The following is a 23535-nucleotide window of genomic DNA, read 5'->3' as shown; positions in this document are numbered from 1 at the left end:
CAAAGGGAGCCATCAAGGCTCCCTTTTTCATCCGGGTGAATGGTGCGAATTACTCGCTGACCACCGCTTTGGCGGCCATCACCATGGCGGTGCCGTGTTTGCCACCGGCGGCGGTCACTTGCGGGACGCCATCTTCGTCGGTGTCACCACCGGCGCCTTCGATGACGTTCTCGCCGGAGTCGCCGACCCACTCGGCCATCTGCATGCCGCCGTTGACGGTGCTGCGGAACCAGCTGACGTACTGACCGGTCAGCTTGGCCAGCTCCAGTTCGGGCGCCTTCTCGGCCCCTTCGTTGCGCAGGTTCAGCATGGCAGAACGCAGCGCACCGGAGATGGCAGCCTGGGTCCAGGGGGTGTACTCGCCCTGTTTGCCAGCCAGCCAGGTGCCCGCTTTGGCACTGAAATAGGCCTTGTCAGCGGCGATAAACAGCTCGCGCGCGGCGGTGCGGTACTTGGCATCGGAAGTCGCGAGGAACGCCGCGGTCAGGCCGCGGATAGCGGCAAACTGGGCATCAACGGATTGCGCCTTGTCTACCTTGCCACCCAGTGTCAGACCATCGTATACCAGCCCGTTGTTCCCCTTGAGATTGGCAAGGATGAAATCGGCCTGCTTGCGGATAAGCTCAAGCGCCTGCTGACCCTGCCTGGTCTTGAGGTTCAGCTCGCCGTTGTCGCCAGCGGCGTAACCGACCGGCAATGCATCCTGAGCGCGCTGGAAGATCTGCAGAGCGACCAGTGCGTAAGCGGCGTCAAAGGTGGTGACGTGCTTGCTCTGTTTGCCTGCCTGCCAGCTATCTACCAGAGTGCCGGCCTTGCCATCAAAGTGCAGGGCAGTCAGGTTTTTGAAGGTGAAGCTGGAGAGGTTGAGCGCCAGCGAGAAGGCGTCGCTGCCCGCCACCGCCTTGCCCAGATCATTGGTCTGGTTGGCCTTGGGTGTTGCAGCAAACGGCTCACCGTCAAACACGGCGTGGAAGGCCGGATTCTGGTTGGTGTTGGCCGTGCGCTGGTCGCTGAAAGCGTAGAACTCGGAGAGTGGCCACAGCATCATCCAGGCATCGCGCAGCTGGGCTGAGCCATCCACTACGTCGAGCTTGCCGATGGCGCCCGCATCGTTGTTGCGAGTCTCGGTCACTTTCACCTGATGGGGGAAGTAGATGATGCCCTTGGCCGGATCATACTGCGGGGTGATCTTGGCACCCAGTTGCTTGCCATCGAAGCCAAGCTGGTTCTGCATGATGGTCAGCTTGTCGATGGATTGCTCGGTCAGCATCATGCCGTTGAAGCCGTCGGCAGCGGAGACGCCGAGCTTGTGCTTGCCATCCTGATCCATGGTGGCGGAGGCGGCTTCAACCTCTTCATCGCTCTCGGCCACGTGCATGCCGCCGAGGAAGTCCTGAGACCACATCACCTCTTTGAGCAAAATGCCGCCCACAGCCGCCGGTACCAGCAGGTTGTCACTGCCGCTCCAGCGCAGGGTGGTGTAGTCACGGAAGTAGGCCGGAACCTGGGTCTTGACGGTTTTCTCGACGCCTTTGGCGGTCTTGATGGTGATCTGGTCACCATTGACCGGAGTGGTATTCACAGCGTCGGCAAACTCCGGGTTGGCGGAGGCGTAGGGCAGAGAGAGGGGATACATGCCTTGCGGGATCTCGTCAGCCGGGAAGCCAACTGCCTCCGCCATGGCCATGACCCGTTTGCCGAGATCGGCCATGGTGCCACCACGGGCCAGGTTTTGCGGCCCGTTCACCAGATGGGGGCCCATGCCCGACTGATAGTTGAGGGCGTACATCGCCTCTTCGGAGTATTCATAGGATTCGATGCCGGCAGCGAAGTCGAACGGGGTCGGTTCATCGGCACGGTTGGCATCCAGCACGTCCAGATCCAGCCCCAGCGCTTCGGCCAGCGGCTCGCCGGAGAGTTCAAATTCGGTATAGGCCAGCATGTTGGCGGCGGTGTTGAAAGTCTTGTCTTCAACCTTGACGGCTGCGTGTGCGATGCCACTCACCAGAGTACAGGCAACGGCCTGTGCCAGAACGGTTTTTCTCATGTCCCTTTTCACCATTGGTTTTATTATTGACGCTTCTCATGACGAATCTAAATGAGAATGGTGTGCATTATGCTCTGTTCGCGCCGGGTTGAGAAGCAAAAAACCGCCCGGCAGCTTGTCTGGGGATCAGGACAAGAGGCCGGGCGGTTTGCACAACAAAGGTGAGGGGGGAGAAATTACCTGATCAGAGCACCTTGAAGGGGATCACCAGACGACCCGGCTCCACCTTGAGATCTTCAACCTTCTCCTTGATCCTCGCTTCGTTCTTGCGGCTGCTGTCGAGGCGATAGACCGGCGTCTGCGAAAGGAAGAGGGAGAGTGACTGATTGAAGGTGGGCAGGATAGGGGTCAATGCGGCACCTATGTTGGCCGGATCGGTCTGCACCGAGACCAGTTCGAGATCACGCAGATAGATAGCCCCCTGATCGGCGACATATTCCGGGCGGGCGCTCAGGGCAAAACGAACCTTCATCTGCTGGCTGCCAAGGGGGCTGCTTACCTGCAGGTCACCGGCAGCATCGAGTTCGATGCGATCCGGCTGCTTGCGGCCGATACGGCTCTGCATCTCGTCCAGGCGGATCTTGCTCGACATGATGCCGGGGATCCCCAGCTGTTTTTCAAAAGAGACCTGCTTTTTGAGGTACTGGTTGATTTCGGCTTCGCTGACGTTGTACTGGGTCAGCGAGCAGGCCGCCAGCAGCAGGGCGAGGGGGAGTAACAACAGCTGTTTCAGCATGAGAGGTTCCGGTTGGTCAACATAATGGGGCGTATCTTACGCGATAACCCGCCCCGGGCGGGAGTCTGATGACACGGTTGTTGCGAGTGGCATCTCGGAGGTTGTCTTTTGCCTGTGACGGGGCTCATCATCGAACAGCCGGTTCGGGTCCAGGAGGAGATGTGATGGGCAGTCTGACAAGATATGGATGCAGGTGGTTGCTGTGGCTCTGCTGTATGGCGGGAATATGGAGCTCATCTTCGTGGGCCGATGTGAAGGTGATCCCGGTATTCGAGGCGCAGGCCGCGGTGCAGACCCTCAAGGAGATCTATCCCCGGCTCGGAGTAAGCGCCATGGGCAATCAGCTGGTGCTGAGCGGGACGCCGGACCAATTGCAGGAAGCCGAGGCGACTCTGGCGCAAATCAACCAGCCACCGCAAAGCCTGCTTATCGAGTGGCGGGTGGATGGGCTTTCCAACAGTGAACAACTGGGCGGTTCAGTAAGCCGTGACGAGGCCAAACGGCAGTGGCTGCTCGATGGCAATGCCCGGCAGTACCAGCGCAGCCAGAACGACAGCTGGCAGGTACGCGGGCTTTCGGGTCGCCCCGTGTTGCTGCAAATGGGCTCCTATCAGCCGGTCACCTTCTATCAGTGGAACGGGGGCGCGGTGGTGGGGATGATGCCGCTGGTGAACGGCCTCTATGCCACCGCAACCCTGATAGGGGACAGGGTTCAGGTAGCGCTCAGCAGCGAGCAGGCGAGGCTGGAGCAGGGAACCATCAATCGTGGGCAGAGTGCCACCGAGGTCAGTGGAGCCCCGGGCCAGTGGCTGACGGTGGGGGAGCTATCCACCAGTTCGGCGCAGCAGGGCAGCACCCTTGGTACGCAGTTGCAGGGCGGGCGTGGCAGCCAGAGCGATCGCCAGACCCTGCAGATCCGGGTTACTCCTCAATAGCACTGAATACCTCGCAAACCGTGTCCGGAGCCCCGTTAGTGGGGCTCGTCGGCCGCATATTCGCGCAACTGGCGACTGCGCAGCAGATACCAGAGCGCCCAGAGGCTGGCGACCAGCACCAGCGCGGTGGGCCAGCTGAACGACCACTTCTGCAAGTTGAGGCTGTGCAGCTGCATCAGCAGGCCGCTGGTGGCAGAGCAGAGCAGCAACAAGGGGCTATGGCGCCTGAGTCTGGCGCGAATGCCGCGGGTCTGCTGATAGGTGCCGCCACAGGCGAGCAGGGCCAGCATGGCGGGCACATCGGTCAGCAGGCTGATATAGAGAGTGAGCTTGTCGGGGTAGAAGAGCTCAAGGATCTCGCTGCCGCTCTGGCGGGTGACGCCAGCCATCAGAAAGAGCCAGACCGAGCGGGTCAGTAACAGGGCGATGGGCCAGAACCAGAGAGGGGGACGAAGCTGGCCGTGATCGTCATAGCGGTGTTCGGGGTAGAGGGTCATGGTTGCCCGATATCCATTGATAGAGTGCAAGTGATGCAGAGGATATGGGGCGAAGGCGAGCCCTTTGCAAGGCGCGGGAGGGGGTGGGAATTAATCGGGGGGTCATGCCCCCCAATGCGCGAGAATCTTTTTGTGCCGGGCAGCCGGCGTTATAGCCAGCCTTTGCGCTTGAAGAAGAGACCGGTGCCGAGCGATGACATCACCATCAGCACCAGCGAGAGGGGGTAACCATACTCCCAGGCGAGCTCCGGCATGCGGCCGAAGTTCATGCCGTAGATACTGGCAATCAGGGTCGGCGGCAGGAAAATTACGGCTGCTACCGAGAAGATCTTGATCACCTTGTTCTGCTCCAGATTGGTGACCCCCATGGAGGCCTCCAGCTGGAAGTTGATCTTGTCGAACAAGAACTGGGTGTGGGGCAACAGTGACTCCACGTCGTGCAGCATCTCGTCGATCCATTTGTTCTGCTCAAGGCTCATGCGCTGGCGCAGGCTGCGCTTGAGGAAGCGCAAGGCGCGGCGGGTATCGTGCAGGGAGAGACGGATCTGGCCGTTGGCCTCTTCCTGAGCCATCAACTCCTTGAGCATGGGATTGATCTGATCCGGCTCGAAGATCTGGTCAGCGGTGTTTTCCAATGTCTTGTAACCATCTTCGATAAGGTCGGAGAGGTACTCTACCTTGAGGTTTTGCACTTCCAGCAGGATGTCGAGGGCATCCTCTACCTCCAGCCGATCCTGGCGCATATAGTGGCGCAGCAGGCGAACCAGCCCGATGTCATCTTCACGAATGCTGATCAGCAGGTTGTTGCGCAGGGTAAAGGAGACGTGGACACCCTTGGTGTCACGACCGATCCGCTGGGGAAACAGGGAGTGAATGTGCAGACCATCGGTATCCCAGTAGAAACGGGCTGATGCTTCGATGTCGTCGAGCTCTTCCTTGTCGGGAACCTCTTCCAGGAACAGGCCCGTCAACCATTCTCGCTCTGCCGTGTCCGGCTTGTAGGCATCCAGCCAGACCGTGTTGTCAGGTACTATGTCGTCAGGCCCGAGCGTGACTATATCCAGCACCTTGTTATTGAGAATGTAGGCGGTGATCATCTGTCCCCCCTTAAAAAGTCATGGGTAATCAGGGATGGTTGCACAGGTCATGCGGCCTTAGATCGCTGCAGAAGGCGATCCCGTGGATAAGCAGATCGGGCCGATGGAAAACCTGAATGCGGCGAACTATACAGGGGCGGGCCGCGCTTGTCAGGGGCTATTCATTGGGGATTCAGCTTGTTTGTTCAAAAAAACAGCTGCAAGGTGGCGAGGTCGGAGCAGCTCGTCCCGTTTTGAGCGCTGCTCCTTGTGCATCTCTCATTGCCTTCCTGCCCCCTTTATCCGAGCCCTTTGTTGCAGGCTCGTTTTCGCAACAGGTGAGCTGCAGCTTACATATTGGGATAGTTGGGCCCGGAGCCCCCTTGTGGCGGTGTCCAGACGATGTTTTGGCTGGGATCTTTAATGTCACAGGTCTTGCAGTGAATGCAGTTGGCGGCGTTGATCTGCAGCTTGGCCACCCCCTCCGTTTCCAGCACCTCAAACACCCCTGCCGGGCAGTAGCGCTGGGCGGGTTCTCCCCAGGTCGGCAGGTTGACCTTTACCGGGATCAGCTCATCCTGCAGCTTGAGATGGCAGGGCTGATCCTCATCGTGACTGGTGTTGGCGAGATAGACGGAGGAGAGTTTGTCGAAGCTGAGCTTGCCATCGGGTTTGGGGTAATGGATGGGCTCGCAGCGGCTGGCCATGCGCAGCTGGCGGTAATCTGGCTCCTTATCGATAAGTTTGAAGGGCGAGTTTGCGCCAAACAGCCGTTGCTCCAGCCAGTTAAAGGCGCCACCAAGCCAGGGGCCCCAGCGATGCAGGGCGGCTCCGAAGTTGCGGGCCGCGCCCAACTCTTGTGCCAGCCAGCTCTGGTGCAGTTCGTCGGCATAGTGAACCAGATCCCGTCCTCCCTCATCGCCACCTCGCAGCGCCATCGCGACGGTTTTTGCCGCCAGCATCCCCGATTTCATGGCGGTGTGGATCCCCTTGATACGGGAAAAGTCGAGGGTGCCGGCATCGCAGCCGATCAGAAGCCCGCCGGGGAAGTGCATGCGAGGCAGGGAGTGCCAGCCCCCCTTGGTGATGACGCGGGCACCATAGCTGATGCGCTCGCCCTCTTGCAGCAGGTTGGCGATAAGCGGGTGATGCTTGAGACGCTGGAATTCGTCAAACGGGCTGAGCCAGGGATTCTGGTAGTTGAGGTCGACGATCAGCCCGACCGCAACCTGATCTCCCTCCATCTGATAGAGATAGAAGCCGCCGTGACTGTGGTTCTTTCCTTCCTTGCCAAGAGGCCAGCCACTGCCATGGAGTACCTGTCCCGCCTTACCCCGGCCAGCGGGAAGCTGCCACAGCTCCTTGAAACCGATGGCATAGTGTTGGGGCTGTGCAGGGTTTTCCAGATTGAATGTGGCGATCAGCTGTTTGCCCAGATGGCCGCGGGCTCCCTCGGCAAAGAGGGTATAGCGGCCATAGAGCGCCATGCCGGGAACATGATCCGGTTTTGGATTGCCAGCGCGATCAAGTCCCAAATCGCCGGTGATGACCCCCTTGACCCTTCCCGCTTCCATGATAAGGTCGCTGGCGGTAAACCCCGGGTATATTTCGACTCCCAGCTGCTCCGCCTGCTGGCCAAGCCAGCGGCAAAGGTTGCCAAGGCTGACGATGTGACAGCCTTCATTGTGCATCCGTGGTGGTACGGCCCAGCTTGGCAGCTGCAGAGAGCGGTGCTCACTTTGCAGCAAATGTACCTGATCGTCGTTGACCGCTATCCCGAGCGGTGCCTGCTGCCAGCTTTGTGGCAGCAGCTCCTTGAGGGCGACGGGATCCAGCAGGGCGCCGGAGAGCAGATGAGCGCCAATTTCAGCGCCCTTTTCCAGCAGGCAGACCGAGAGGTTGGCATCTTGCTGTTTCAACGCGATGGCGGCGCTGAGCCCCGCCGGGCCGCCACCTACGATGACGACATCAAATTCCATTGCTTCCCGTTCCATCTTGCCTCTGCACCGAAGTTGACCTAGGGTAGTGCTGGTAGTTTACGTAAACGTAAAGTGATTGTAAGCAAAAATTAAGCGAAACACGGTGCAAAAGTGTAGGGACTGGTGAATGAATTCAATCCAAAGAGACGAGGCATGACCCCATGAAGCTGCTGGTCGCAATCAAACGGGTAGTGGATTACAACGTCAAGATCCGGGTCAGGGCGGATGGCTCCGATGTGGAGCTGGCCAATGTGAAGATGGGGATCAACCCCTTTTGTGAAATCGCGGTGGAAGAGGGCGTCCGGCTGCGTGAGGCCGGTATCGCCAGCGAGCTGGTGGTGGTGACCTTTGGCCCGGACGCGGCCGCTGAGCAGTTGCGCCATGCGCTGGCGCTGGGAGCGGATCGGGCGCGCCACTATGTGACAGACGAGACGCTGGTACCGCTGACGGTTGCACGGGCTTTACAAAAAGTGTGTGAGCTGGAGCAGCCGGATCTGGTGCTGCTCGGCAAGCAGTCCATCGACTCGGACAACGGTCAGGTGGCCCAGATGCTAGCCGCCCTGACCGACTGGTCGCTGGCTACCTGCGCTTCTGCCATCAGGTTGGAAGGAAAGGAGTTGCGGGTGACCCGTGAAATCGATGGTGGACTGGAGACCCTGGGCATGCCGCTACCTGCGGTGGTCAGCGCCGATCTGCGTTTGAATGAACCGCGCTTTGCCTCGCTGCCCAACATCATGAAGGCCAAGCGCAAGCCGCTGGAGAGTGCCCCCTTTGCCGAGCTCGCCGTTGTACCTGCCAACCAGACTCGTCTGCTCGGGGTGATGACGCCGACAGCCCGCAGCGCCGGGATCAAGGTGAGTTCGGTGGATGAGCTGGTGGACAAACTCAAGCACGAGGCGAAGGTACTATGAGCGTATTAATCATTGCCGAACATCATCAGGGCCATCTGGCCGACAACGTCGCTCGCCTGGTCACGGCTGCCAGCCAGCTGGGTGGCGAAGTGCATCTGTTGCTGGCGGGACAGGGGATAAACGAAGTGGGCCAGCAGGCGGCTGCGCTGCGCGGGGTGAGCAAGGTGCTGCAGGCCGACTCTCCCGCACTGGCGGAAGGGGTGCTGGAGGGACTCGACAAGCTGTTGGCTCGCTGGTGCGAAGGTTACAGCCACTGCCTGATGGCGGCGAGCACCATGGGCAAGGCGCTGCTGCCCCAAATAGCTGCCCGGCTTGGAGTGGAAATGATCTCCGAGGTGACGGCTATCGAGAGCAGCGATACCTTCCTGCGTCCCATCTATGCGGGCAATGCCATCGCCCGGGTAGCGAGCAGTGCCCCTATCAAGGTGATGACGGTGCGGGCGACGGCTTTTGCCAAGACTCCGCAGGAAGGCAATGCTTCCGTCGAGAGTCTGGTGGTGCCCGAATTGACCCGCCGGACTCGCCTGGTGGAGCGTCTTGCCGTGCGATCGCCCCGGCCCGAGCTGACCGCTGCGCGCGTGGTGGTCTCCGGTGGCAGAGCTCTTGGCTCCAAGGCGCAGTTTGCCCTGATTGAAGCGTTGGCCGACAAGCTGGGCGGTGCGGTCGGCGCATCGCGCGCTGCCGTCGATGCGGGGTTTGTCGCCAACGATCTGCAGGTCGGCCAGACTGGCAAGGTGGTCGCTCCCGAGCTCTATATCGCGGTCGGTATCTCGGGTGCTATTCAGCATCTGGCGGGTATGAAGGAGTCGAAGGTGATTGTGGCCATCAACAAGGACAGCGAGGCACCGATTTTTCAGGTGGCCGACTACGGTCTGGTGGGGGATCTCTTCACCCTGCTGCCCGAGCTCACCGCCAAGGTGTAAATTTGTCGGAAAGGGCAGGGGCAACCCGTTTATGCGGCCTCTTGACCATTTCTGCGCATGTTCTCTGCAAGCCCTGACCCGTTCAGGGCTTTTTCTACTGAAAAGGGGAGCAAGAGTGACGGTAAAAGGTTGAGCCAGCTCCCAAAAAGCCTTTGATCCGCTGGCTGCTCTTGTGTAAAACCTGACAAGTCATCGATCACACTCATTCACTCACGGAAAGCGTCATGAGCAAACAGGTTTACAACTTCTGCGCCGGCCCCGCCATGTTGCCGGTTGAAGTCATGGAGCGCGCCCAGCGCGAATTTTGTAATTTTCAGGGGCTGGGAGCCTCGGTCATGGAGCTTTCCCACCGCGGCAAGCACTACATGGCGGTCGCCGAGAAGGCAGAAGCCGATCTGCGCGAGTTGCTGGCGGTACCGGACAACTACAAGGTGCTGTTCATGCATGGGGGTGGCCGGGGTCAGTTCTCCGCCGTGCCCATGAACCTGCTGGGCGGCGCCAACAAGAAAGCCGATTTTCTGCTGACCGGTGTCTGGTCGCAAGGGGCGGTGGATGAGGCGCAAAAGTACGGCGACATCCAGACCTGGCAAGGGGTTGCCAAAAACGAGCAGGGGATTACGCACCTGTTGCCGACACCGGCGTTTCGCTCTGATGCCGCCTATGTGCACTACTGCCCGAACGAGACCATTGAAGGGATCGAAATGTTCGATATCCCTGCAACCGGCGATGTACCGCTGGTGGCGGATCTCTCCTCGACCATCCTCTCCCGTCCCATCGATGTGAGCCGCTTTGGCATCATCTATGCCGGTGCCCAGAAAAATATCGGCCCGTCCGGGCTCGCCATCGCCATCGTGCGCGATGATCTGCTGGATCAGGCCAGAGCCGATGTGCCCTCGATTTTCGACTACAAGCTCACCGCCAAGAACGACTCCATGTTCAACACGCCGCCCACCTACGCCTGGTATCTGGCCGGTCTGGTGTTCGAGTGGCTGAAAGAACAGGGTGGCCTTGCGGCGATGGAAGCGCGTAACAAGGAGAAGGCCGACTTCCTTTACAACTATCTCGATCAATCGAGCTTCTACAGCAATCAGGTGGATGTCAGCTGCCGTTCGCGGATGAACATCCCGTTCCAGCTGAAAAATGCCGAACTGGACAAGCAGTTCCTGGCCGAATCGGAAGCTGCTGGCCTGCTGGCGCTCAAAGGTCACCGCATCGTCGGTGGCATGCGGGCCAGCATCTACAACGCCATGCCACTGGAGGGTGTGAAGGCGCTGGTCAGCTTTATGGATGAGTTTGCCAAGCGTCACGGCTGATCCGGTCTGTAGTTAATCCTGACGCCGGGCTTGCCCGGCGTCTTTTTTTCAACAACGACTGAATCTTAGCGTGCAGCCCCGTTTTTCCCCTGTCGCTGCCCTTGCCGAGCGGGGCGCGTACTGTTAACGTCCGGTCAGGTCATTTATTTGAGATTGCACAGGAAGTCTATGAATTCGTTGCGTTTGGAACCCATTTCTCGTGTGGCCGGTGAGGTCAATCTGCCCGGTTCAAAGAGTGTCTCTAACCGGGCGCTGCTGCTGGCGGCACTGGCCCGTGGTACTACCCGTTTGACCAACCTGCTCGACAGCGATGACATTCGTCACATGTTGGCGGCACTGACCCAGCTCGGGGTCAAGTACAAACTCTCTGCCGACAAGACCGAGTGCACCGTGCAAGGCCTTGGCCGCAGCTTTGCCGTCAAAGAGCCGATCAATCTGTTCCTTGGCAATGCCGGCACTGCCATGCGCCCGCTCTGTGCCGCGCTGTGTCTGGGCTCCGGTGAGTACACCCTGGGCGGTGAGCCGCGCATGGAAGAGCGTCCCATCGGCCATCTGGTTGATGCCCTGCGTGAGGCGGGCGCTCATATCCAGTACCTGAAAAAAGATGGTTTTCCGCCGCTGGTGGTGGATGCCAAGGGGCTGTGGGGCGGCGACGTCCATGTCGATGGTTCCGTTTCCAGCCAGTTCCTGACCGCCTTCCTGATGGCTGCGCCCATGGCGGCTGGCGACACCCGCATCCATATCAAGGGGGAGCTGGTCTCCAAGCCCTACATCGATATCACCCTGCACATCATGAAGCAGTTCGGGGTGGTCATCGAGCACGACAACTACAAGCTGTTTTACATCAAGGGCAACCAGACCTACATCAGCCCCGGTGATTTTCTGGTGGAGGGTGATGCCTCCAGCGCCTCCTACTTCCTCGCGGCAGGCGCCATCAAGGGCAAGGTGCGGGTCACCGGCATCGGCAAGCACAGCATTCAGGGCGACATCCATTTCGCCGACGTACTGGAGAAGATGGGCGCGCGCATCACCTGGGGTGATGACTTTATCGAAGCGGAGCAGGCGCCGCTGTACGGCATCGATATGGATATGAACCATATTCCCGATGCTGCCATGACCATCGCGGTTGCGGCGCTGTTTGCCGAGGGGCCGACCTCCATTCGCAATATTTATAACTGGCGGGTGAAAGAGACCGATCGCCTGCATGCCATGGCGACCGAGCTGCGCAAGCTGGGCGTAGAAGTGGAGGAGGGGCGTGACTTTATTACCGTGACCCCGCCGACGCAGCTCAAGCATGCCGAGATCGATACCTATAACGATCACCGGATCGCCATGTGCTTCTCGCTGGTGGCTCTGTCCGATACGCCGGTGACTATCAACGATCCCAAGTGCACCTCGAAGACCTTCCCGGACTACTTCGAAAAACTGGCCAGCATCAGCCTGCGCGATTAATCACTCCAACATGATGGGGCCCGCCTTGTACGGGCCTTTTTATCTCCAGCACGTTCGCAAGTAGCAGTATTTCATTAACTTGCAAGATGCAGGTTAAAAAAACTTTCTTTAGTGATGTAATTTTCTATTTACACCGACTCGGCTGCGGGCTATGTTGAGATTTCTTAATCGCAGTTATCTAGCAGGAAGCCTTGTCATGCAGCATCAAACCGACGACGTTCGTATCAGTGAAATCAAAGAGTTACTCCCTCCGGTTGCGGTGCTTGAGAAGTTTCCGGCGACCGAGACCGCCTCATCGACCGTGTTTGATTCCCGTCAGGCCATCCACCGTATCCTGAATGGTGAAGATGACCGTCTGCTGGTGGTCATTGGCCCCTGTTCCATTCATGATCCGGTTGCCGCCATCGAATATGGCAAGCGCCTCAAGGCGCTGCGCGACGAGCTGAAAGGTCAGCTGGAGATCGTGATGCGGGTCTACTTCGAAAAGCCGCGCACTACCGTGGGCTGGAAGGGGCTCATCAACGATCCGTACCTCGATAACAGCTGCAAGATCAATGACGGTCTGCGCCTGGGTCGCAAGCTGCTGCTCGATCTCAACGACATGGGGCTGCCGACCGCTTCCGAATTCCTCGACATGATCACGCCGCAATACGTGGCTGATCTGATGAGCTGGGGGGCGATCGGCGCTCGTACCACCGAATCCCAGGTGCATCGTGAGCTGGCCTCAGGTCTCTCTTGCCCGGTGGGCTTCAAGAACGGTACCGACGGCACCATCAAGGTGGCCATCGATGCCATCGGTGCTGCCAGTGCCCCCCATCACTTCCTGTCGGTCACCAAGTATGGCCACTCCGCCATCGTGGCCACCAAAGGGAACCCGGATTGTCACATCATTCTGCGTGGTGGCCGTGAACCTAACTACAGCGCCGCCCATGTCAGCGAGGTGGTGAAGGGGCTGGAGAAGGCCGGTCTGCCGCAAAAGGTGATGATCGACTTTAGTCACGCCAACAGCAGCAAACAGTTCAAGAACCAGATGGTGGTGGCCGAAGACGTAGCCGGTCAGCTGCGTGCCGGCAGCAAGGCTGTATTTGGCGTGATGGTGGAGAGCCATCTGGTGGAAGGGCGTCAGGATCTGGTCGAGGGCTGCGAGCTTACCTTCGGTCAGAGCATCACGGATGCCTGCATCGGTTGGGAAGATACCGAAACCCTGCTGCGCAATCTGGCCGATGCGGTCGCCACCCGCAACGCCCGCTGAGACAGATATATCAGCAAGCTGATACAGCAGTCCATTGATACAAAGTAAAAGCGCGCCACAGGCGCGCTTTTTGTTGTCGGAGCAGGGTTACCAGCGATAGGTCTTGAGCAGGGCTTCCAGTTTCTGGCACTGCTCGACCAGCTGAATACTGGCGAGGTTGGCAGAATGAGCCTGACCCAGGGTGTCGTTGGAGGTGTTGCGGATCTGGTTTACCGAGTGGTCCACCTCGTTGCAGACCCTGTCCTGCTCTTCGGCTGACTGGGCCATCTGGGCATTGAGATCATTGATCCGGGCGATGCGTTCAATGATGTTCTGCATGGCGGCCAGGGTCGCCTCGGTTTTGCTGATGCTCTCGTCCGCCTTGGTTTTTGCATCCCCGATCACCGTAACTGCGCTCTGGGCCTCTTTTTGCAAGGCGGCGATCATCTGGGAGATCTCCTCGCTGGCAGTGCGGCTGCGGTTGGAGAGGGCGCGTACCTCATCGGCTACCACGGCAAAACCGCGCCCCTGTTCACCCGCTCGCGCTGCCTCAATGGCGGCGTTGAGGGCCAGCAGGTTGGTCTGATCGGCGATCCCCTTGATCACTTCCAATACCCCATCCACGGCAAGACAGCGGCTGTCGAGCTGCTGAATAACCTGATCCACCCTGTCGATTTCGGTCGACATCTCGCCCATGTCGGTGATGGAGTGCTGGGCGAGACGGCTGGTATTGGCGGCATCCTGATTGGTGAGCGCGGAGAGCTCTGCACTGTGGCGGGCATGCTCTCGCACTTCATGGGAGCTGGCAGCAAGTTCGCTCACTGCGGCCGCCACCTGGGTGGTCATCCCCTCCTGCTGACGGGCCGAGTTTTCGGTCTGGGTGGCGACCTGGCGGATCTGGCTCGACTCCTGATAGAGCTGGTGCGTCGCTTCCTCCACCTCCTGCAAGCTGTGGCGGAAGCCCTGCACCATGTCGTTGACGGCGCGGGTCATCTGACCCAGCTCGTCCTGACTGTTGTTCACGAGAGGGAGGGCGAGGTTACGCTCTTTCGCCATCTGGATCATGGTGAGCTGCAACTGGCGCAGCGGCCGTTTGACGTAGCGCTGCAGCACCCACCAGAGCAGGCCGAAGCCAAGGCCGAAAACAGCCGCCAGACTGCCACTCAGAATAAAGTTGTTGTGGCGGATATCGTCGAAGGTATTGGTCAGGTCATAGCTGATCCTGACCGCTCCCATGACGGTTCCTTCATCCACCTGATGGCAACTGGTGCACTGGGTGCCGCGATACTCTTTGTAGGCCTTGAACGGTTTGATCAGGGTGAGCTGGTTGCCCTGCTGTTGCAGGATGATATCCCCCTTCGTGATGGCACGTTCATCGAGGGGATCCTGGGCTTTCTGGTCGGGATGGCCCGGGCCAAACAGATTGCTGACTGCGGGGGCACGGATAAGACGGGCTTCAACAATCCCGGCCTCGCTCTTGAGCTTGGTTTGCACTATCTGCCGGTTGGCCATGCCACCGGTCATCATCAATACGTTGAGCTGATCCATGTAGGTGTTGGCGGCGCTCTCAACCTTCTCTTCTGCCATGCGGATGGCGAGATCCCGTTGCAACCAGGCAGAGAGCTCGAAGCAGAGGGCAAAGGTGGAGCTGATGACCAGCGCAAGGGGGAGAAAGATTTTCCAGTTCAGTGAGAGGTTATGCATAGTGGCCGATCCCATGCCCTTTATCTGTTTTTATTGGTTCCCGTTTCATCTTGAGCGTAGACAAGGAGAGGCGGGGAGACAGTTTCCTATCGGCACACTTTAGTCACTCTTGAGTAAATAATCTGTTAAGCAGATCGGTAATAGAGGTTGCCAACAGGGCAATTTCAGATTGAGTGGCACCAAGAGTTGATCCTGCGCAAAAACATGTTGATGATAATAATTATCATTGCTGTTATTTGCGAGTCATCACCATGATCCATCTAACTCCTTCCATGACCGGCGTGGCTTCGCCGGATCCTCTCAAGTTTGCCTTCAGTGCCAAAACCTCGGCACATGCCAGTCGGGGAGGGATCCGCCCCTTGTCACTCGATGAGAGCCAATGGCAACAGTGGTGGCAGCAAGAGAGCGATGCCGAAGAGCGTGCCCTCTATCTCCATATTCCGTTTTGTCGCAAGCGCTGCAGCTTCTGCAATTTCTTCGAAAATGGCGCCAATCCGGCGCGGATCAGCCGCTATGTCGACGGGTTGTGCGCATTGCTTGCCAAGGCAGCAGAGACGCCGCTGGTACAAAGCGGCCTCTTCTCGGCCGTCTATGTCGGGGGCGGAACCCCCACTGATATGAATGCTGATGAGCTGGCGATGCTGGCCAGGATGATCCAGCGCTTTCCTCTGACGGCTGATGCCGAGGTAACACTGGAGGGGCGACTCAACGGCTTTGACGATGCCAAGTGGCAGGCCGCGCTGGGCGGTGGTTTCAACCGCTTTTCGTTCGGGGTGCAGAGTTTTGATACCGGTGTGCGCCAGCAAGCGGCGCGGATCGATGACAGGGAGACCCTGCTGACCCGCCTTGGCGAGCTGACTCGCGATGATGCGGCTGTGATCGTGGCGGATCTTATTTTCGGTCTACCCGGTCAGGATGATGTCGTGTGGCAGCAGGACATCACGGATGTGATGGCAAGCGGCGTGCACGGGGTTGATCTCTACCAGCTTATCGCCATGCCGGGCACCAATCTGGAGCGGGCCGGGCAAAAGGGCAAGCTGGGTTGGGCTGCCGATGGCCAGCAGCGGGCCGCCATGTACGCTTACGGCGGTCAACAACTGGAACAGCATGGTTGGGAGCGGCTCTCCTGCAGTCATTGGCGGCGCAGCCCAGCCGAGCAGAGTCGCTATAACCAGATGGCCAAGCGCGGTGCCGAGATCCTCCCCTTTGGTGCCGGAGCCGGGGGCACTATCCATGGCCATGGCGTGATGTACGGGCGGGATTTGGCTCAGTGGCACGAAGCGCATGAGAAGGGAGTTCGGGCGCCCGGCATGGTGATGGGGCGTAATCCGAATGCGCGGATGGATGGTCTGCTGCGTGGCGCACTCGACAGTGGCGTGCTGGCACTGGCGCGCCTGCCAGCCTCACTGCGCAGCCATCTGATGCCGCTGTTCGATGCCTGGCGGCAAAACGGGCTGGCCGATCTTGCTGGCGATCAGCTGGTTCTGACGCTGGCAGGGCGATTCTGGAACGTCAATATGCAGGCCGGGTTGTTCGAGTTTTTGCAGCACAATCCGGCCGATGGCAGCGAGCCTGCGTTGCAGCATGGCAAGCACCTGGATGGTAAACATCCGAGAGTGCGCCACTCGCTGGTGTAGGGGCTTTACCCGATCGCCAAAAGCACAAAGGGAGCCGACGAGGCTCCCTTTGTCTGGTCAATCAGCTGCTTGGCCAACCAGTCTGGTGTAGGTACGGGACGAATTACTCGTCGTCGCTATCCTGATAGCTGTCGCGCTGGGCCCTTGGCAGGCGGCGCATCGGGGTAAACCCGACATCCTCACCCACCACTTCCCGTTTGCGGGCCGGGGCAGGCTTCTTGGCGGTATCGCCTTTGGCTTTGCCCTTGCCTGCTGCCGGTTTGCCCTTGCCACCCTTGGCATTGGCTGCGCCACGGGTGCGCGGCGGGTTCTGCACCGGCTTGCTGCCGGGCAGGGTCTGGCGGCTTGGCTTGCCGCTCGGCTCATACCCGTCGAGGATCTCCACGGAGAGAGATTGACCGATCAGGGCCTCGATCGCCTTGAGCTGGCCCAACTCATCATGGCTGACCAGCGAGATGGCTTCGCCGCCGCGACCGGCACGGCCGGTTCGGCCGATACGGTGGATGTAATCCTCCGCCATTTGCGGCAGCTCGAAGTTGATCACGTGGGGCAGCTGATCGATGTCCAGGCCACGGGCGGCGATATCGGTTGCCACCAGCACCCGCACCTTGCCTTCGCGAAAATCGGCCAGCGCCCGGTTGCGGGCTCCTTGACTCTTGTCACCGTGAATGGCGACTGTGTCGAGACCATCTTTCTGCATCTGATGCGCGAGGCGATCGGCGATCTGCTTGGTGCGGACAAACACCAACACCCGCTGCCAGTTGCCACGGCCAATCATGTGAGAGAGCAGCTCGCGGCGGCGCTCCCGATCGACCTGAATGATGCGCTGGGTCACCTGTTCGGCAGCCGTGTTGCTGGGATCGACCTCAATGAGGGTGGGGTCGTTGAGCAGGTCATCCGCCAGCGCCTTGATCTCGCTTGAGAAGGTGGCGGAGAAGAGGAGGCTCTGCCGTTTGGCGGGCAGCGCCTTCATGATGCGGCGAATGTCGACGATGAAGCCCATGTCGAGCATGCGATCCGCTTCATCCAGCACCAGCACTTCCAGCTCGCTCAGGGTCAATGCGCCCTGGGTCAGCAGATCCAGCAGACGGCCCGGGGTGGCCACCAGAATGTCGATACCGAGCTTGATGGCATCCAGATTGGGTTTGATGCTGACGCCACCGTAGGCGATCAGGGTTCGAAACGGCAGGTGGTGGGCATATTTGATGATGCTCTCACCCACCTGGGCGGCCAGTTCGCGGGTCGGTGTCAGTACCAGGGCGCGCACCTGACGGCGACCGCGGCCATGGTTGGCCAGCAGCAACTGCAGCATGGGCAGGGTGAAACCGGCTGTCTTGCCTGTGCCTGTCTGGGCTCCGCCGAGGACATCCTGACCAGCCAGAATAGCCGGAATGGCTTGCTGCTGGATGGGGGTTGGCTGTTCGTAACCCAGCTCCTTGACGGCCCGCAGGATGTGCGGGGAGAGACCCAGTTCGTTGAATGACATGTTCGAGAGAAACTCCTCTGGTGAGCCTTTGGCTCAGCGGATGACCGGCGCGGGCGCCAGCCACGATATGGAAATGATAACGGGGGCGTAATATAGCAAAAGAGCGGCCGGTGCGCAGTAGCTGTCGCACCGGCCGCTCTTTATGTGCCGCAAAAAGCAATCAGAGCAGGTCGCGGATGGGGGCGACCAGACTCTCCGGCTTGGTGGTGGGAGCAAACCGCTCCACCACGTTACCGTCACGGTCGATCAGGAATTTGGTGAAGTTCCACTTGACGTTTTCCAGCCCAAGCAGCCCTGGTTTCTCCTTCTTGAGCCACTGATAGAGCGGGTGGGCCTGCTCGCCGTTGACATCGCACTTGGCCATGATGGGGAAGGTGACCGGGTAGTCCAAGGAGCAGAAACGGGCGATCTCCTCGGCATCCCCAGGCTCCTGCTGACCGAACTGGTTGCAGGGAAAACCCAGGATCTCCAGCCCCTCGGGGCCCAGCTCGCGATAGAGGGCTTCCAGCCCCTCATATTGGGGGGTAAAGCCGCAGCGGCTGGCCACATTCACCACCAGGATCACCTTGCCGGCCAGTTGGGAGAGCGGGTAGGGGGTGCCATCCAGTTGTTGCAGCGTCAGGTCGGGCAGAGGCATCACATCATCCTTTTGTTGATTGCATGTCGTTGATTGCACATAAGTTGCACAGTGTGCTCGCAGGAGGAAAGGGGGTTATTCCCATGGTCGCTACGGTATCGCTTGGCTCTTTTAACGGCAAGGCGTTACGTTAACGGGCACCGATGCAATGGGTGGCGGCTCACACTTTTCCCCTCCATTACGCACCGGGTGAGGGCAGGATCACAATCGGCCCGGAAAAAGGGGGCGCGGCCTGCCAAATCGGGTATTGATGGTGGGACTTCTCAAGAGAAGCAAACCGGTTTGTGCCTTTAGCGGGAAGCCGCTAAAAAGCGCTCTCTTTTCCACATGTTGCGAGTCAATCTTGGACTATCAAGCCGTCATGGATGCCTTCTACACCCGAGGTTGGGTGATAGTGGACGATTTTTTAACTGCCGCCGAGGTGGATGCCCTCAAAGGGTGTCTGCCAGAGGAGTGGCAACCGGCCGGGATCGGTCGTGAAGGGCTCCATCAAGGCAACAGCGAGATCCGCCGCGACCAGATCCACTGGCTGGAGCCTTCCCTCGGGGCGCCGGTCGCCGATTATCTCGCCCGCATGGAGGCACTGCGTCTGGCTGCCAACCGGATGTTGATGCTGGGGCTGTTCGACTATGAGGCTCACTTTGCCCGTTATCGCTGCGGCGACTTCTACGCGACCCATCGCGATGCCTTTGCCGGTCGCTCCAACCGTCGCTTGACGACGGTGTTCTACCTCAATAACGACTGGCAACCCGAAGCGGGCGGTGTCCTGCGCTTTTATGACAACGACGAGCAGTTCTTGATGGATGTGAGCCCCAAAGGGGGGCGGCTGGTGATCTTCCTCTCCGAAGAGTTTCCCCACGAAGTGCTGCCCGCCAATCAGGAGCGTTACAGCATTGCCGGCTGGTTTCGCGTCAATGGCAGCGGCATGGGACGGGTCGATCCCCCTCGCTGACCCATAGGGCTGCGCGGTTTTTGACACAGGACGCCCTTTTTCACCGCAAGATGTGGCTGGCAGGGCAGCCATCAGCTGACAAGGGTTTGTCTCCCTTGCTACACTGGCGCGCACTTATGTTCGTATCTGGCTTCGTCCGGTTTTGAATGCGGTGGTTTTTGAATGGTCATGACGAAGCCGCTTCTCCCAAGGGATCACATCTAATGAAGAACATGCATGTCTTGCTGCTGTGCGGCGGCGGTGGCTCCGAGCACGAAGTCTCTCTGCGCAGCGCCAATTTCCTCGAAAAACAACTCGCTCTCCTGCCCGGCGTCGAAGTGACCCGCGTCGAGATGTTTGCCGACCGCTGGCTCAGCGCCGATGGTCGCGAGTGCAAACTGGGGCTGGACAAGCTGCTCTCGTTTGACAGCGTGGCCCGTCCGGTAGACTACGTGGTTCCCTGCATCCACGGTTACCCGGGCGAGACTGGCGATCTGCAATCCTTCCTTGAGCTGGCTGGCCTGCCTTATCTGGGCTGCGACGCCGAAGCGAGCAAAATCTGCTTCAACAAGATCACCACCAAGCTGTGGCTCTCCGCCATCGGTATCCCCAACACCCCTTATCTGTTCCTGACCGAACAGGGCGATGCAGCTCTGGCTGAGGCGAAAGCGGCGCTGGCCAAGTGGGGCAAGGTCTTTATCAAGGCCGCCTCCCAGGGCTCTTCCGTTGGCTGCTACTCCGCCAGCAACGAAGCGGATCTGGTGAAGGGCATTGCCGATGCTTTCGGTTACTCCGAGCAGGTTCTGATTGAGAAGGCGGTCAAGCCGCGCGAGCTGGAAGTGGCGGTTTACCAGTATGGTGACGAGCTGGTGGCCACCTATCCGGGCGAGATCTGCGTGCCGCAGGACAAGTTCTACACCTATGAAGAGAAGTACAGCAGCGCCAGCCATACCGAGACCGCACTACGTGCCGAAGGGCTGACCGAGGCTCAGGCTGACGCCATTCACGAGTACGCTCTCAAGGCGTTCCGTCAGCTGAAACTGACTCACCTCTCCCGTATCGACTTCTTCCTGACTGAGGAGGGCGAGATCCTGCTCAACGAGATCAACACCTTCCCGGGCATGACCTCCATCTCCATGTTCCCGAAACTGCTGGAGCATCACGGTCACGACTTCGCCCGCTACCTTGAGCAGATCCTGCGCAAGGCCAGCTAAGCGGGGCGCTCTCGCTGACGGGCGTTGATACCGTTCCAATAAAAATCCCCGCCAATTGGCGGGGATTTTTTTATGTCTTTATCAAGCGGGATAGGCCTGCCTGAGGGATAAGCAGGCGGGGAGGGGATGGCTCTTCCCCGCCTGTTGCTACCTGTGGGTGTTACCGGCCGTTAGCCGCGAGCCACCCGAAAGCGCGCGCTGCGGGAGTGGCAGGGCGCCAGTTCGCCAAACTCGCCAGCAGCCAGCTCAAGGTGCAGGGGCTGCTCATCCATCCGCACCGCTTGCCAGTCGCTCAGGGAGTGTTCGCAGCTCACTTTGCCACCCTCCAGCACCGCTTGCTCGCTCGGGTTGTAGACCCGGATCACTAGCGCCTCTTCATCCTCTGCCTTTTTCAGGGCGCTCAGCACCGGACCGGAGGGATCCATGGTGAGCAGGCTGAAGTGGAGCGGGGTGGTGAAGCTTGCATTGTTGAGCTTCATGGCATCGAACGGGATCTTGTTGTAGCAGCGCACCGGGGTGAGGTAGCTGCGCGCCGCCTGCATCACGTTGGCGCTGATGTGATCACCGGCAAACGCCAGCAGGCTGAAACGACAGCTGAGCTTGCCGCGCACCTGGGAGTCCGGGGTGGGCAGCTTGATGCCGGAGGGGCGACCCGGGCGCAGCAGCAGTTCCTCTTTGCCGAGTACGCCGACCCCGCGCAGCAGGGTGAGCGCCAGGGTGTCGCACTGCTCGCCGATCACTTCAAACTCGCGCAGACCGTCGCTCAGCACCGCCAGCCCCTGCTTGCCATCTTGCAGAGCGACGAAGTTCATCAGCTGCCAGACCGGAATGGGGGCCTCTTTCCACCCTTCTGCCTCCCAGTTCGCCATGGCGCTGTCGCGGGTGGGGCGGGTGATGCAGCCAAACTGGTTGTCGGAGACCACGGTGTCGCTCGGGAAGGGGGTGGGGATCAGCACTCGAACCCGGTGATCATCGGCCTGATTGTCGAGCTCTAGTTCGATGTCGATGCGTGGGCTCTGATGCGCCAGCGTGATACGGCAGGTGACATCGAGGTGACCGCTGCACTGACGGTTGGCTCGCTCGGCGAGGTTGGCAGGCAATGCCATACGCAGTTTGAGCGTAGCGATGCTTTGCCACGCCTGATGGGTGATCTCGCGGGTCACTGCAAACTCGGTGGAGTAGCGCAGCCACTCTTCGCGCGATGGCGAGTAGTCATACTCGTCGCCATCATCGGAGCCCTCTTCCAGCGTGAGCACCTGATCAAAGGTGGTGCCGCGCAGTTTATCCAGGATCTGCAAAGTGCCGTTGTCATTGAGGGCTATGCGGTAAAAATCGTTCTCCAGCAGCTCGCCGCTGGCAGTCACCGGCTGCTCCAGTCCCGGCTGGTTGCCTTCGATATGGAGAGTGCAGTAGCCCATGGCGGGTAGGGGATGGCAGAGCTGGATGTCGTACTCCATAAAGGGATCGTAGTTGCCGTAGTGAACGATCTGTCTGTCCACCAGACCCGGGTCAATCTCGCGCTTGGCGCGGATGAAGTAGGGGACCGGCTGGCCCGCCTCATCGCGCAGGGTAAAGGATTGGGCGCGAATGCGGATGCTGGTGTTGATCACCTCCTGACGGGGGAAGGGCATCAGGTTGAACAGGCAGAGCTTGTCGGCCACCTGCACGCCGTCTTCGCACAGTGCCACCGGCATGTTGTCGACAATCTTGCGCATGTAGAAGCGGATCAGGTTCTCGGCCATGTCGTCGGCCAGAATGAAGCGGGTCATCACCTCCTGATGTACCTTGTCGCTGCAGCAGCAGCCGATGCTGTCGTGGGCGTGGTTCTTCATGATCTCCTTCCACATCTTCTCCAGCAGCCCGTGGTGGTACTCAAAGCCGAGCGCCCAGGCGATGCTCGCCAGCGGTTCGAGGATGTTGACGATCTTGTTCTCGATGGCGGCATGGGCCAGCTTGATGTCCATCCGGGTGGAGGAGATGGTGCGGTGTACCCGCATATATTTGCCGTCGTTGAACTCCCCCTTGAGGGTGGCAAGCTGGTCGCGGCACGTCTCGATGCGCTCGAAGACCTGCTCGAAGCGGCTCATGTGGAATTCACGCTGGGGGTAGATCTCCCGCAGCTTGTCGATGATGGCGAAGATGTTCTGTTGCAGCGGCATCTGGTCGTGGCCGTTGGGCAGCAGGATATCCTTGGTCACCGAGGCCTTCTCCAGCACCTCGAAGTAGGATTCGAGCCGCTTGCGCAGGCCCGCTTCATCTTCCGGCAGGTACTTGCCGATGGCGTAGCCGAGCGGCAGCACCTGAGCGGTCACCTCGCTGCCATCGTTGCTCTGCCAGAGGAACTCGGTCTTGTCGGTACCGTGACGCTCGGAGCAGCCGCGCCAGAACATGGCACGATCGATCCCGAAGCCGTTGAAGATGTGGGGCAACTGGGAAGACATGCCAAACGAGTCGGGCAGGTAACCGATCTTCATCGGCTCGCCAAGGCTGAGGCAGTCGCGCATCCCGTAGAGCAGGTTGCGCAGGATGGACTCGCCGCTCACCTGCATGGTGTCGGTCTGGGTGTACCAGGGGCCGATGATGAGTTTGCCCGCTTCCACCAGCGCCTTCACCCGGGCCTTGTTCTCGGGCTGGATGGCGAAGTAATCCTCCAGCACCGCGGTCTGGCCGTCCAGTACATAGAACTTGTAGTCGGGGTCGGATTCAAGCCGGGCCAGGATCTCCGCCATGTTGTTGACCAGCAGGATGCGGGACTCCTCGGTGGTGAAGTACCACTCCCGATCCCAGTGCATGTGCGGCGTGATGTGAACTCGTGAAACTGTCATG

At 59.7% G+C, this 23535-nt stretch carries 18 protein-coding genes; 9 read left to right on the top strand and 9 right to left on the bottom strand.

Going from position 1 to position 23535, the window contains the following annotated elements:
• Nucleotides 1-49: 49 nt before the first annotated feature.
• Both I6L40_RS14095 and I6L40_RS14090 read right to left on the bottom strand, forming a co-directional pair.
• Nucleotides 50-2047 (bottom strand): hypothetical protein, encoded by a 1998-nt coding sequence (locus tag I6L40_RS14095; RefSeq protein ID WP_216994450.1) that lies wholly within the window; start codon nucleotides 2045-2047, stop codon nucleotides 50-52.
• A 184-nt stretch (nucleotides 2048-2231) separates the two neighbouring features.
• Nucleotides 2232-2783, bottom strand: a complete 552-nt coding sequence (locus I6L40_RS14090; protein WP_043851068.1) for a lipoprotein — start codon at nucleotides 2781-2783, stop codon at nucleotides 2232-2234.
• Nucleotides 2784-2998: 215 nt separating this feature from the next.
• Here I6L40_RS14090 and I6L40_RS14085 point away from each other — a divergent pair, with 215 nt between their 5' ends.
• Entirely contained in the window at nucleotides 2999-3718 is a 720-nt protein-coding gene (locus tag I6L40_RS14085) for a hypothetical protein (protein WP_239693790.1), read from the top strand.
• A 35-nt stretch (nucleotides 3719-3753) separates the two neighbouring features.
• On the opposite strand, the gene I6L40_RS14080 is transcribed toward I6L40_RS14085, so the two are convergent.
• The 3 genes from I6L40_RS14080 to I6L40_RS14070 form a co-directional block, all read right to left on the bottom strand.
• Nucleotides 3754-4215, bottom strand: coding sequence for a DUF2919 domain-containing protein (locus I6L40_RS14080; RefSeq protein ID WP_043851066.1), 462 nt, complete (start codon nucleotides 4213-4215; stop codon nucleotides 3754-3756).
• 149 nt (nucleotides 4216-4364) lie between these two features.
• The gene (corA, locus tag I6L40_RS14075; RefSeq protein ID WP_026456618.1) at nucleotides 4365-5312 is read right to left on the bottom strand and encodes a magnesium/cobalt transporter CorA; all 948 of its coding nucleotides are present in this window, start codon (nucleotides 5310-5312) and stop codon (nucleotides 4365-4367) included.
• A gap of 329 nt (nucleotides 5313-5641) precedes the next feature.
• On the bottom strand, nucleotides 5642-7285 hold the full coding sequence (locus tag I6L40_RS14070; protein ID WP_216994449.1) for an electron transfer flavoprotein-ubiquinone oxidoreductase: 1644 nt from the start codon (nucleotides 7283-7285) through the stop codon (nucleotides 5642-5644).
• A 146-nt stretch (nucleotides 7286-7431) separates the two neighbouring features.
• Here I6L40_RS14070 and I6L40_RS14065 point away from each other — a divergent pair, with 146 nt between their 5' ends.
• The 5 genes from I6L40_RS14065 (at nucleotide 7432) to aroG (ending at nucleotide 13121) form a co-directional block, all read left to right on the top strand.
• Complete coding sequence (locus I6L40_RS14065; protein WP_216994448.1) at nucleotides 7432-8181, top strand: electron transfer flavoprotein subunit beta/FixA family protein; 750 nt, start codon at nucleotides 7432-7434, stop codon at nucleotides 8179-8181.
• Nucleotides 8178-9104, top strand: coding sequence for an electron transfer flavoprotein subunit alpha/FixB family protein (locus I6L40_RS14060; protein WP_216994447.1), 927 nt, complete (start codon nucleotides 8178-8180; stop codon nucleotides 9102-9104). Before I6L40_RS14065 ends, I6L40_RS14060 begins: the two co-directional genes overlap by 4 nt.
• Nucleotides 9105-9328: 224 nt before the next feature.
• A complete protein-coding gene (gene serC / locus I6L40_RS14055) occupies nucleotides 9329-10417 on the top strand; it encodes a 3-phosphoserine/phosphohydroxythreonine transaminase (RefSeq protein ID WP_201966137.1) in 1089 nt (362 codons plus the stop codon).
• A gap of 168 nt (nucleotides 10418-10585) precedes the next feature.
• A complete protein-coding gene (gene aroA, locus I6L40_RS14050; RefSeq protein WP_216994446.1) occupies nucleotides 10586-11869 on the top strand; it encodes a 3-phosphoshikimate 1-carboxyvinyltransferase in 1284 nt (427 codons plus the stop codon).
• A gap of 196 nt (nucleotides 11870-12065) precedes the next feature.
• Nucleotides 12066-13121 carry a 3-deoxy-7-phosphoheptulonate synthase AroG gene (gene aroG / locus I6L40_RS14045; protein ID WP_071910514.1) on the top strand — a complete coding sequence of 352 codons (1056 nt, stop codon included), beginning with the start codon at nucleotides 12066-12068 and terminating at the stop codon, nucleotides 13119-13121.
• Nucleotides 13122-13208: 87 nt separating this feature from the next.
• On the opposite strand, the gene I6L40_RS14040 is transcribed toward aroG, so the two are convergent.
• Nucleotides 13209-14804, bottom strand: coding sequence for a methyl-accepting chemotaxis protein (locus I6L40_RS14040; RefSeq protein ID WP_216994445.1), 1596 nt, complete (start codon nucleotides 14802-14804; stop codon nucleotides 13209-13211).
• Nucleotides 14805-15055: 251 nt separating this feature from the next.
• On the opposite strand from I6L40_RS14040, the gene hutW reads away from it, so the two are divergent.
• Complete coding sequence (hutW, locus tag I6L40_RS14035; RefSeq protein WP_254204033.1) at nucleotides 15056-16441, top strand: heme anaerobic degradation radical SAM methyltransferase ChuW/HutW; 1386 nt, start codon at nucleotides 15056-15058, stop codon at nucleotides 16439-16441.
• A gap of 103 nt (nucleotides 16442-16544) precedes the next feature.
• On the opposite strand, the gene I6L40_RS14030 is transcribed toward hutW, so the two are convergent.
• On the bottom strand, nucleotides 16545-17927 hold the full coding sequence (locus tag I6L40_RS14030; protein WP_071910512.1) for a DEAD/DEAH box helicase: 1383 nt from the start codon (nucleotides 17925-17927) through the stop codon (nucleotides 16545-16547).
• Nucleotides 17928-18087: 160 nt separating this feature from the next.
• The gene (locus I6L40_RS14025) at nucleotides 18088-18564 is read right to left on the bottom strand and encodes a glutathione peroxidase (protein ID WP_071910510.1); all 477 of its coding nucleotides are present in this window, start codon (nucleotides 18562-18564) and stop codon (nucleotides 18088-18090) included.
• Between the two features lie 343 nt (nucleotides 18565-18907).
• Here I6L40_RS14025 and I6L40_RS14020 point away from each other — a divergent pair, with 343 nt between their 5' ends.
• Nucleotides 18908-19516, top strand: a complete 609-nt coding sequence (locus I6L40_RS14020) for a 2OG-Fe(II) oxygenase (protein WP_071910508.1) — start codon at nucleotides 18908-18910, stop codon at nucleotides 19514-19516.
• 203 nt (nucleotides 19517-19719) lie between these two features.
• Nucleotides 19720-20709: a D-alanine--D-alanine ligase gene (locus I6L40_RS14015; RefSeq protein WP_041207509.1), complete on the top strand. Its 990-nt coding sequence runs from the start codon at nucleotides 19720-19722 to the stop codon at nucleotides 20707-20709.
• A 170-nt stretch (nucleotides 20710-20879) separates the two neighbouring features.
• Here the strand turns inward: I6L40_RS14015 and mngB are convergent, their stop codons facing one another.
• The gene (gene mngB / locus I6L40_RS14010) at nucleotides 20880-23534 is read right to left on the bottom strand and encodes a mannosylglycerate hydrolase (RefSeq protein ID WP_216994444.1); all 2655 of its coding nucleotides are present in this window, start codon (nucleotides 23532-23534) and stop codon (nucleotides 20880-20882) included.
• Nucleotide 23535: the final 1 nt, after the last annotated feature.

The organism is Aeromonas sp. FDAARGOS 1410 (genome assembly GCF_019048745.1).
GTDB classification, from domain to species: domain Bacteria; phylum Pseudomonadota; class Gammaproteobacteria; order Enterobacterales; family Aeromonadaceae; genus Aeromonas; species Aeromonas jandaei.
Note: the sequence above shows the minus strand (reverse complement) of the source record. Positions and strands in the feature narration are given on the sequence as shown.

Bases quoted from the DNA above. Each gene is read 5' to 3' on its own strand.
- corA (WP_026456618.1), bottom strand. From the start codon at position 5,312: ATGATCACCGCCTACATTCTCAATAACAAGGTGCTGGATATAGTCACG.
- I6L40_RS14090 (WP_043851068.1), bottom strand. From the start codon at position 2,783: ATGCTGAAACAGCTGTTGTTACTCCCCCTCGCCCTGCTGCTGGCGGCC.
- hutW (WP_254204033.1), top strand. From the start codon at position 15,056: ATGATCCATCTAACTCCTTCCATGACCGGCGTGGCTTCGCCGGATCCT.
- I6L40_RS14030 (WP_071910512.1), bottom strand. From the start codon at position 17,927: ATGTCATTCAACGAACTGGGTCTCTCCCCGCACATCCTGCGGGCCGTC.
- I6L40_RS14095 (WP_216994450.1), bottom strand. From the start codon at position 2,047: ATGAGAAAAACCGTTCTGGCACAGGCCGTTGCCTGTACTCTGGTGAGT.
- I6L40_RS14065 (WP_216994448.1), top strand. From the start codon at position 7,432: ATGAAGCTGCTGGTCGCAATCAAACGGGTAGTGGATTACAACGTCAAG.
- I6L40_RS14060 (WP_216994447.1), top strand. From the start codon at position 8,178: ATGAGCGTATTAATCATTGCCGAACATCATCAGGGCCATCTGGCCGAC.
- mngB (WP_216994444.1), bottom strand. From the start codon at position 23,534: ATGACAGTTTCACGAGTTCACATCACGCCGCACATGCACTGGGATCGG.
- I6L40_RS14080 (WP_043851066.1), bottom strand. From the start codon at position 4,215: ATGACCCTCTACCCCGAACACCGCTATGACGATCACGGCCAGCTTCGT.
- I6L40_RS14040 (WP_216994445.1), bottom strand. From the start codon at position 14,804: ATGCATAACCTCTCACTGAACTGGAAAATCTTTCTCCCCCTTGCGCTG.
- serC (WP_201966137.1), top strand. From the start codon at position 9,329: ATGAGCAAACAGGTTTACAACTTCTGCGCCGGCCCCGCCATGTTGCCG.
- I6L40_RS14070 (WP_216994449.1), bottom strand. From the start codon at position 7,285: ATGGAACGGGAAGCAATGGAATTTGATGTCGTCATCGTAGGTGGCGGC.
- aroA (WP_216994446.1), top strand. From the start codon at position 10,586: ATGAATTCGTTGCGTTTGGAACCCATTTCTCGTGTGGCCGGTGAGGTC.
- I6L40_RS14025 (WP_071910510.1), bottom strand. From the start codon at position 18,564: ATGCCTCTGCCCGACCTGACGCTGCAACAACTGGATGGCACCCCCTAC.
- I6L40_RS14015 (WP_041207509.1), top strand. From the start codon at position 19,720: ATGAAGAACATGCATGTCTTGCTGCTGTGCGGCGGCGGTGGCTCCGAG.
- aroG (WP_071910514.1), top strand. From the start codon at position 12,066: ATGCAGCATCAAACCGACGACGTTCGTATCAGTGAAATCAAAGAGTTA.
- I6L40_RS14085 (WP_239693790.1), top strand. From the start codon at position 2,999: ATGGCGGGAATATGGAGCTCATCTTCGTGGGCCGATGTGAAGGTGATC.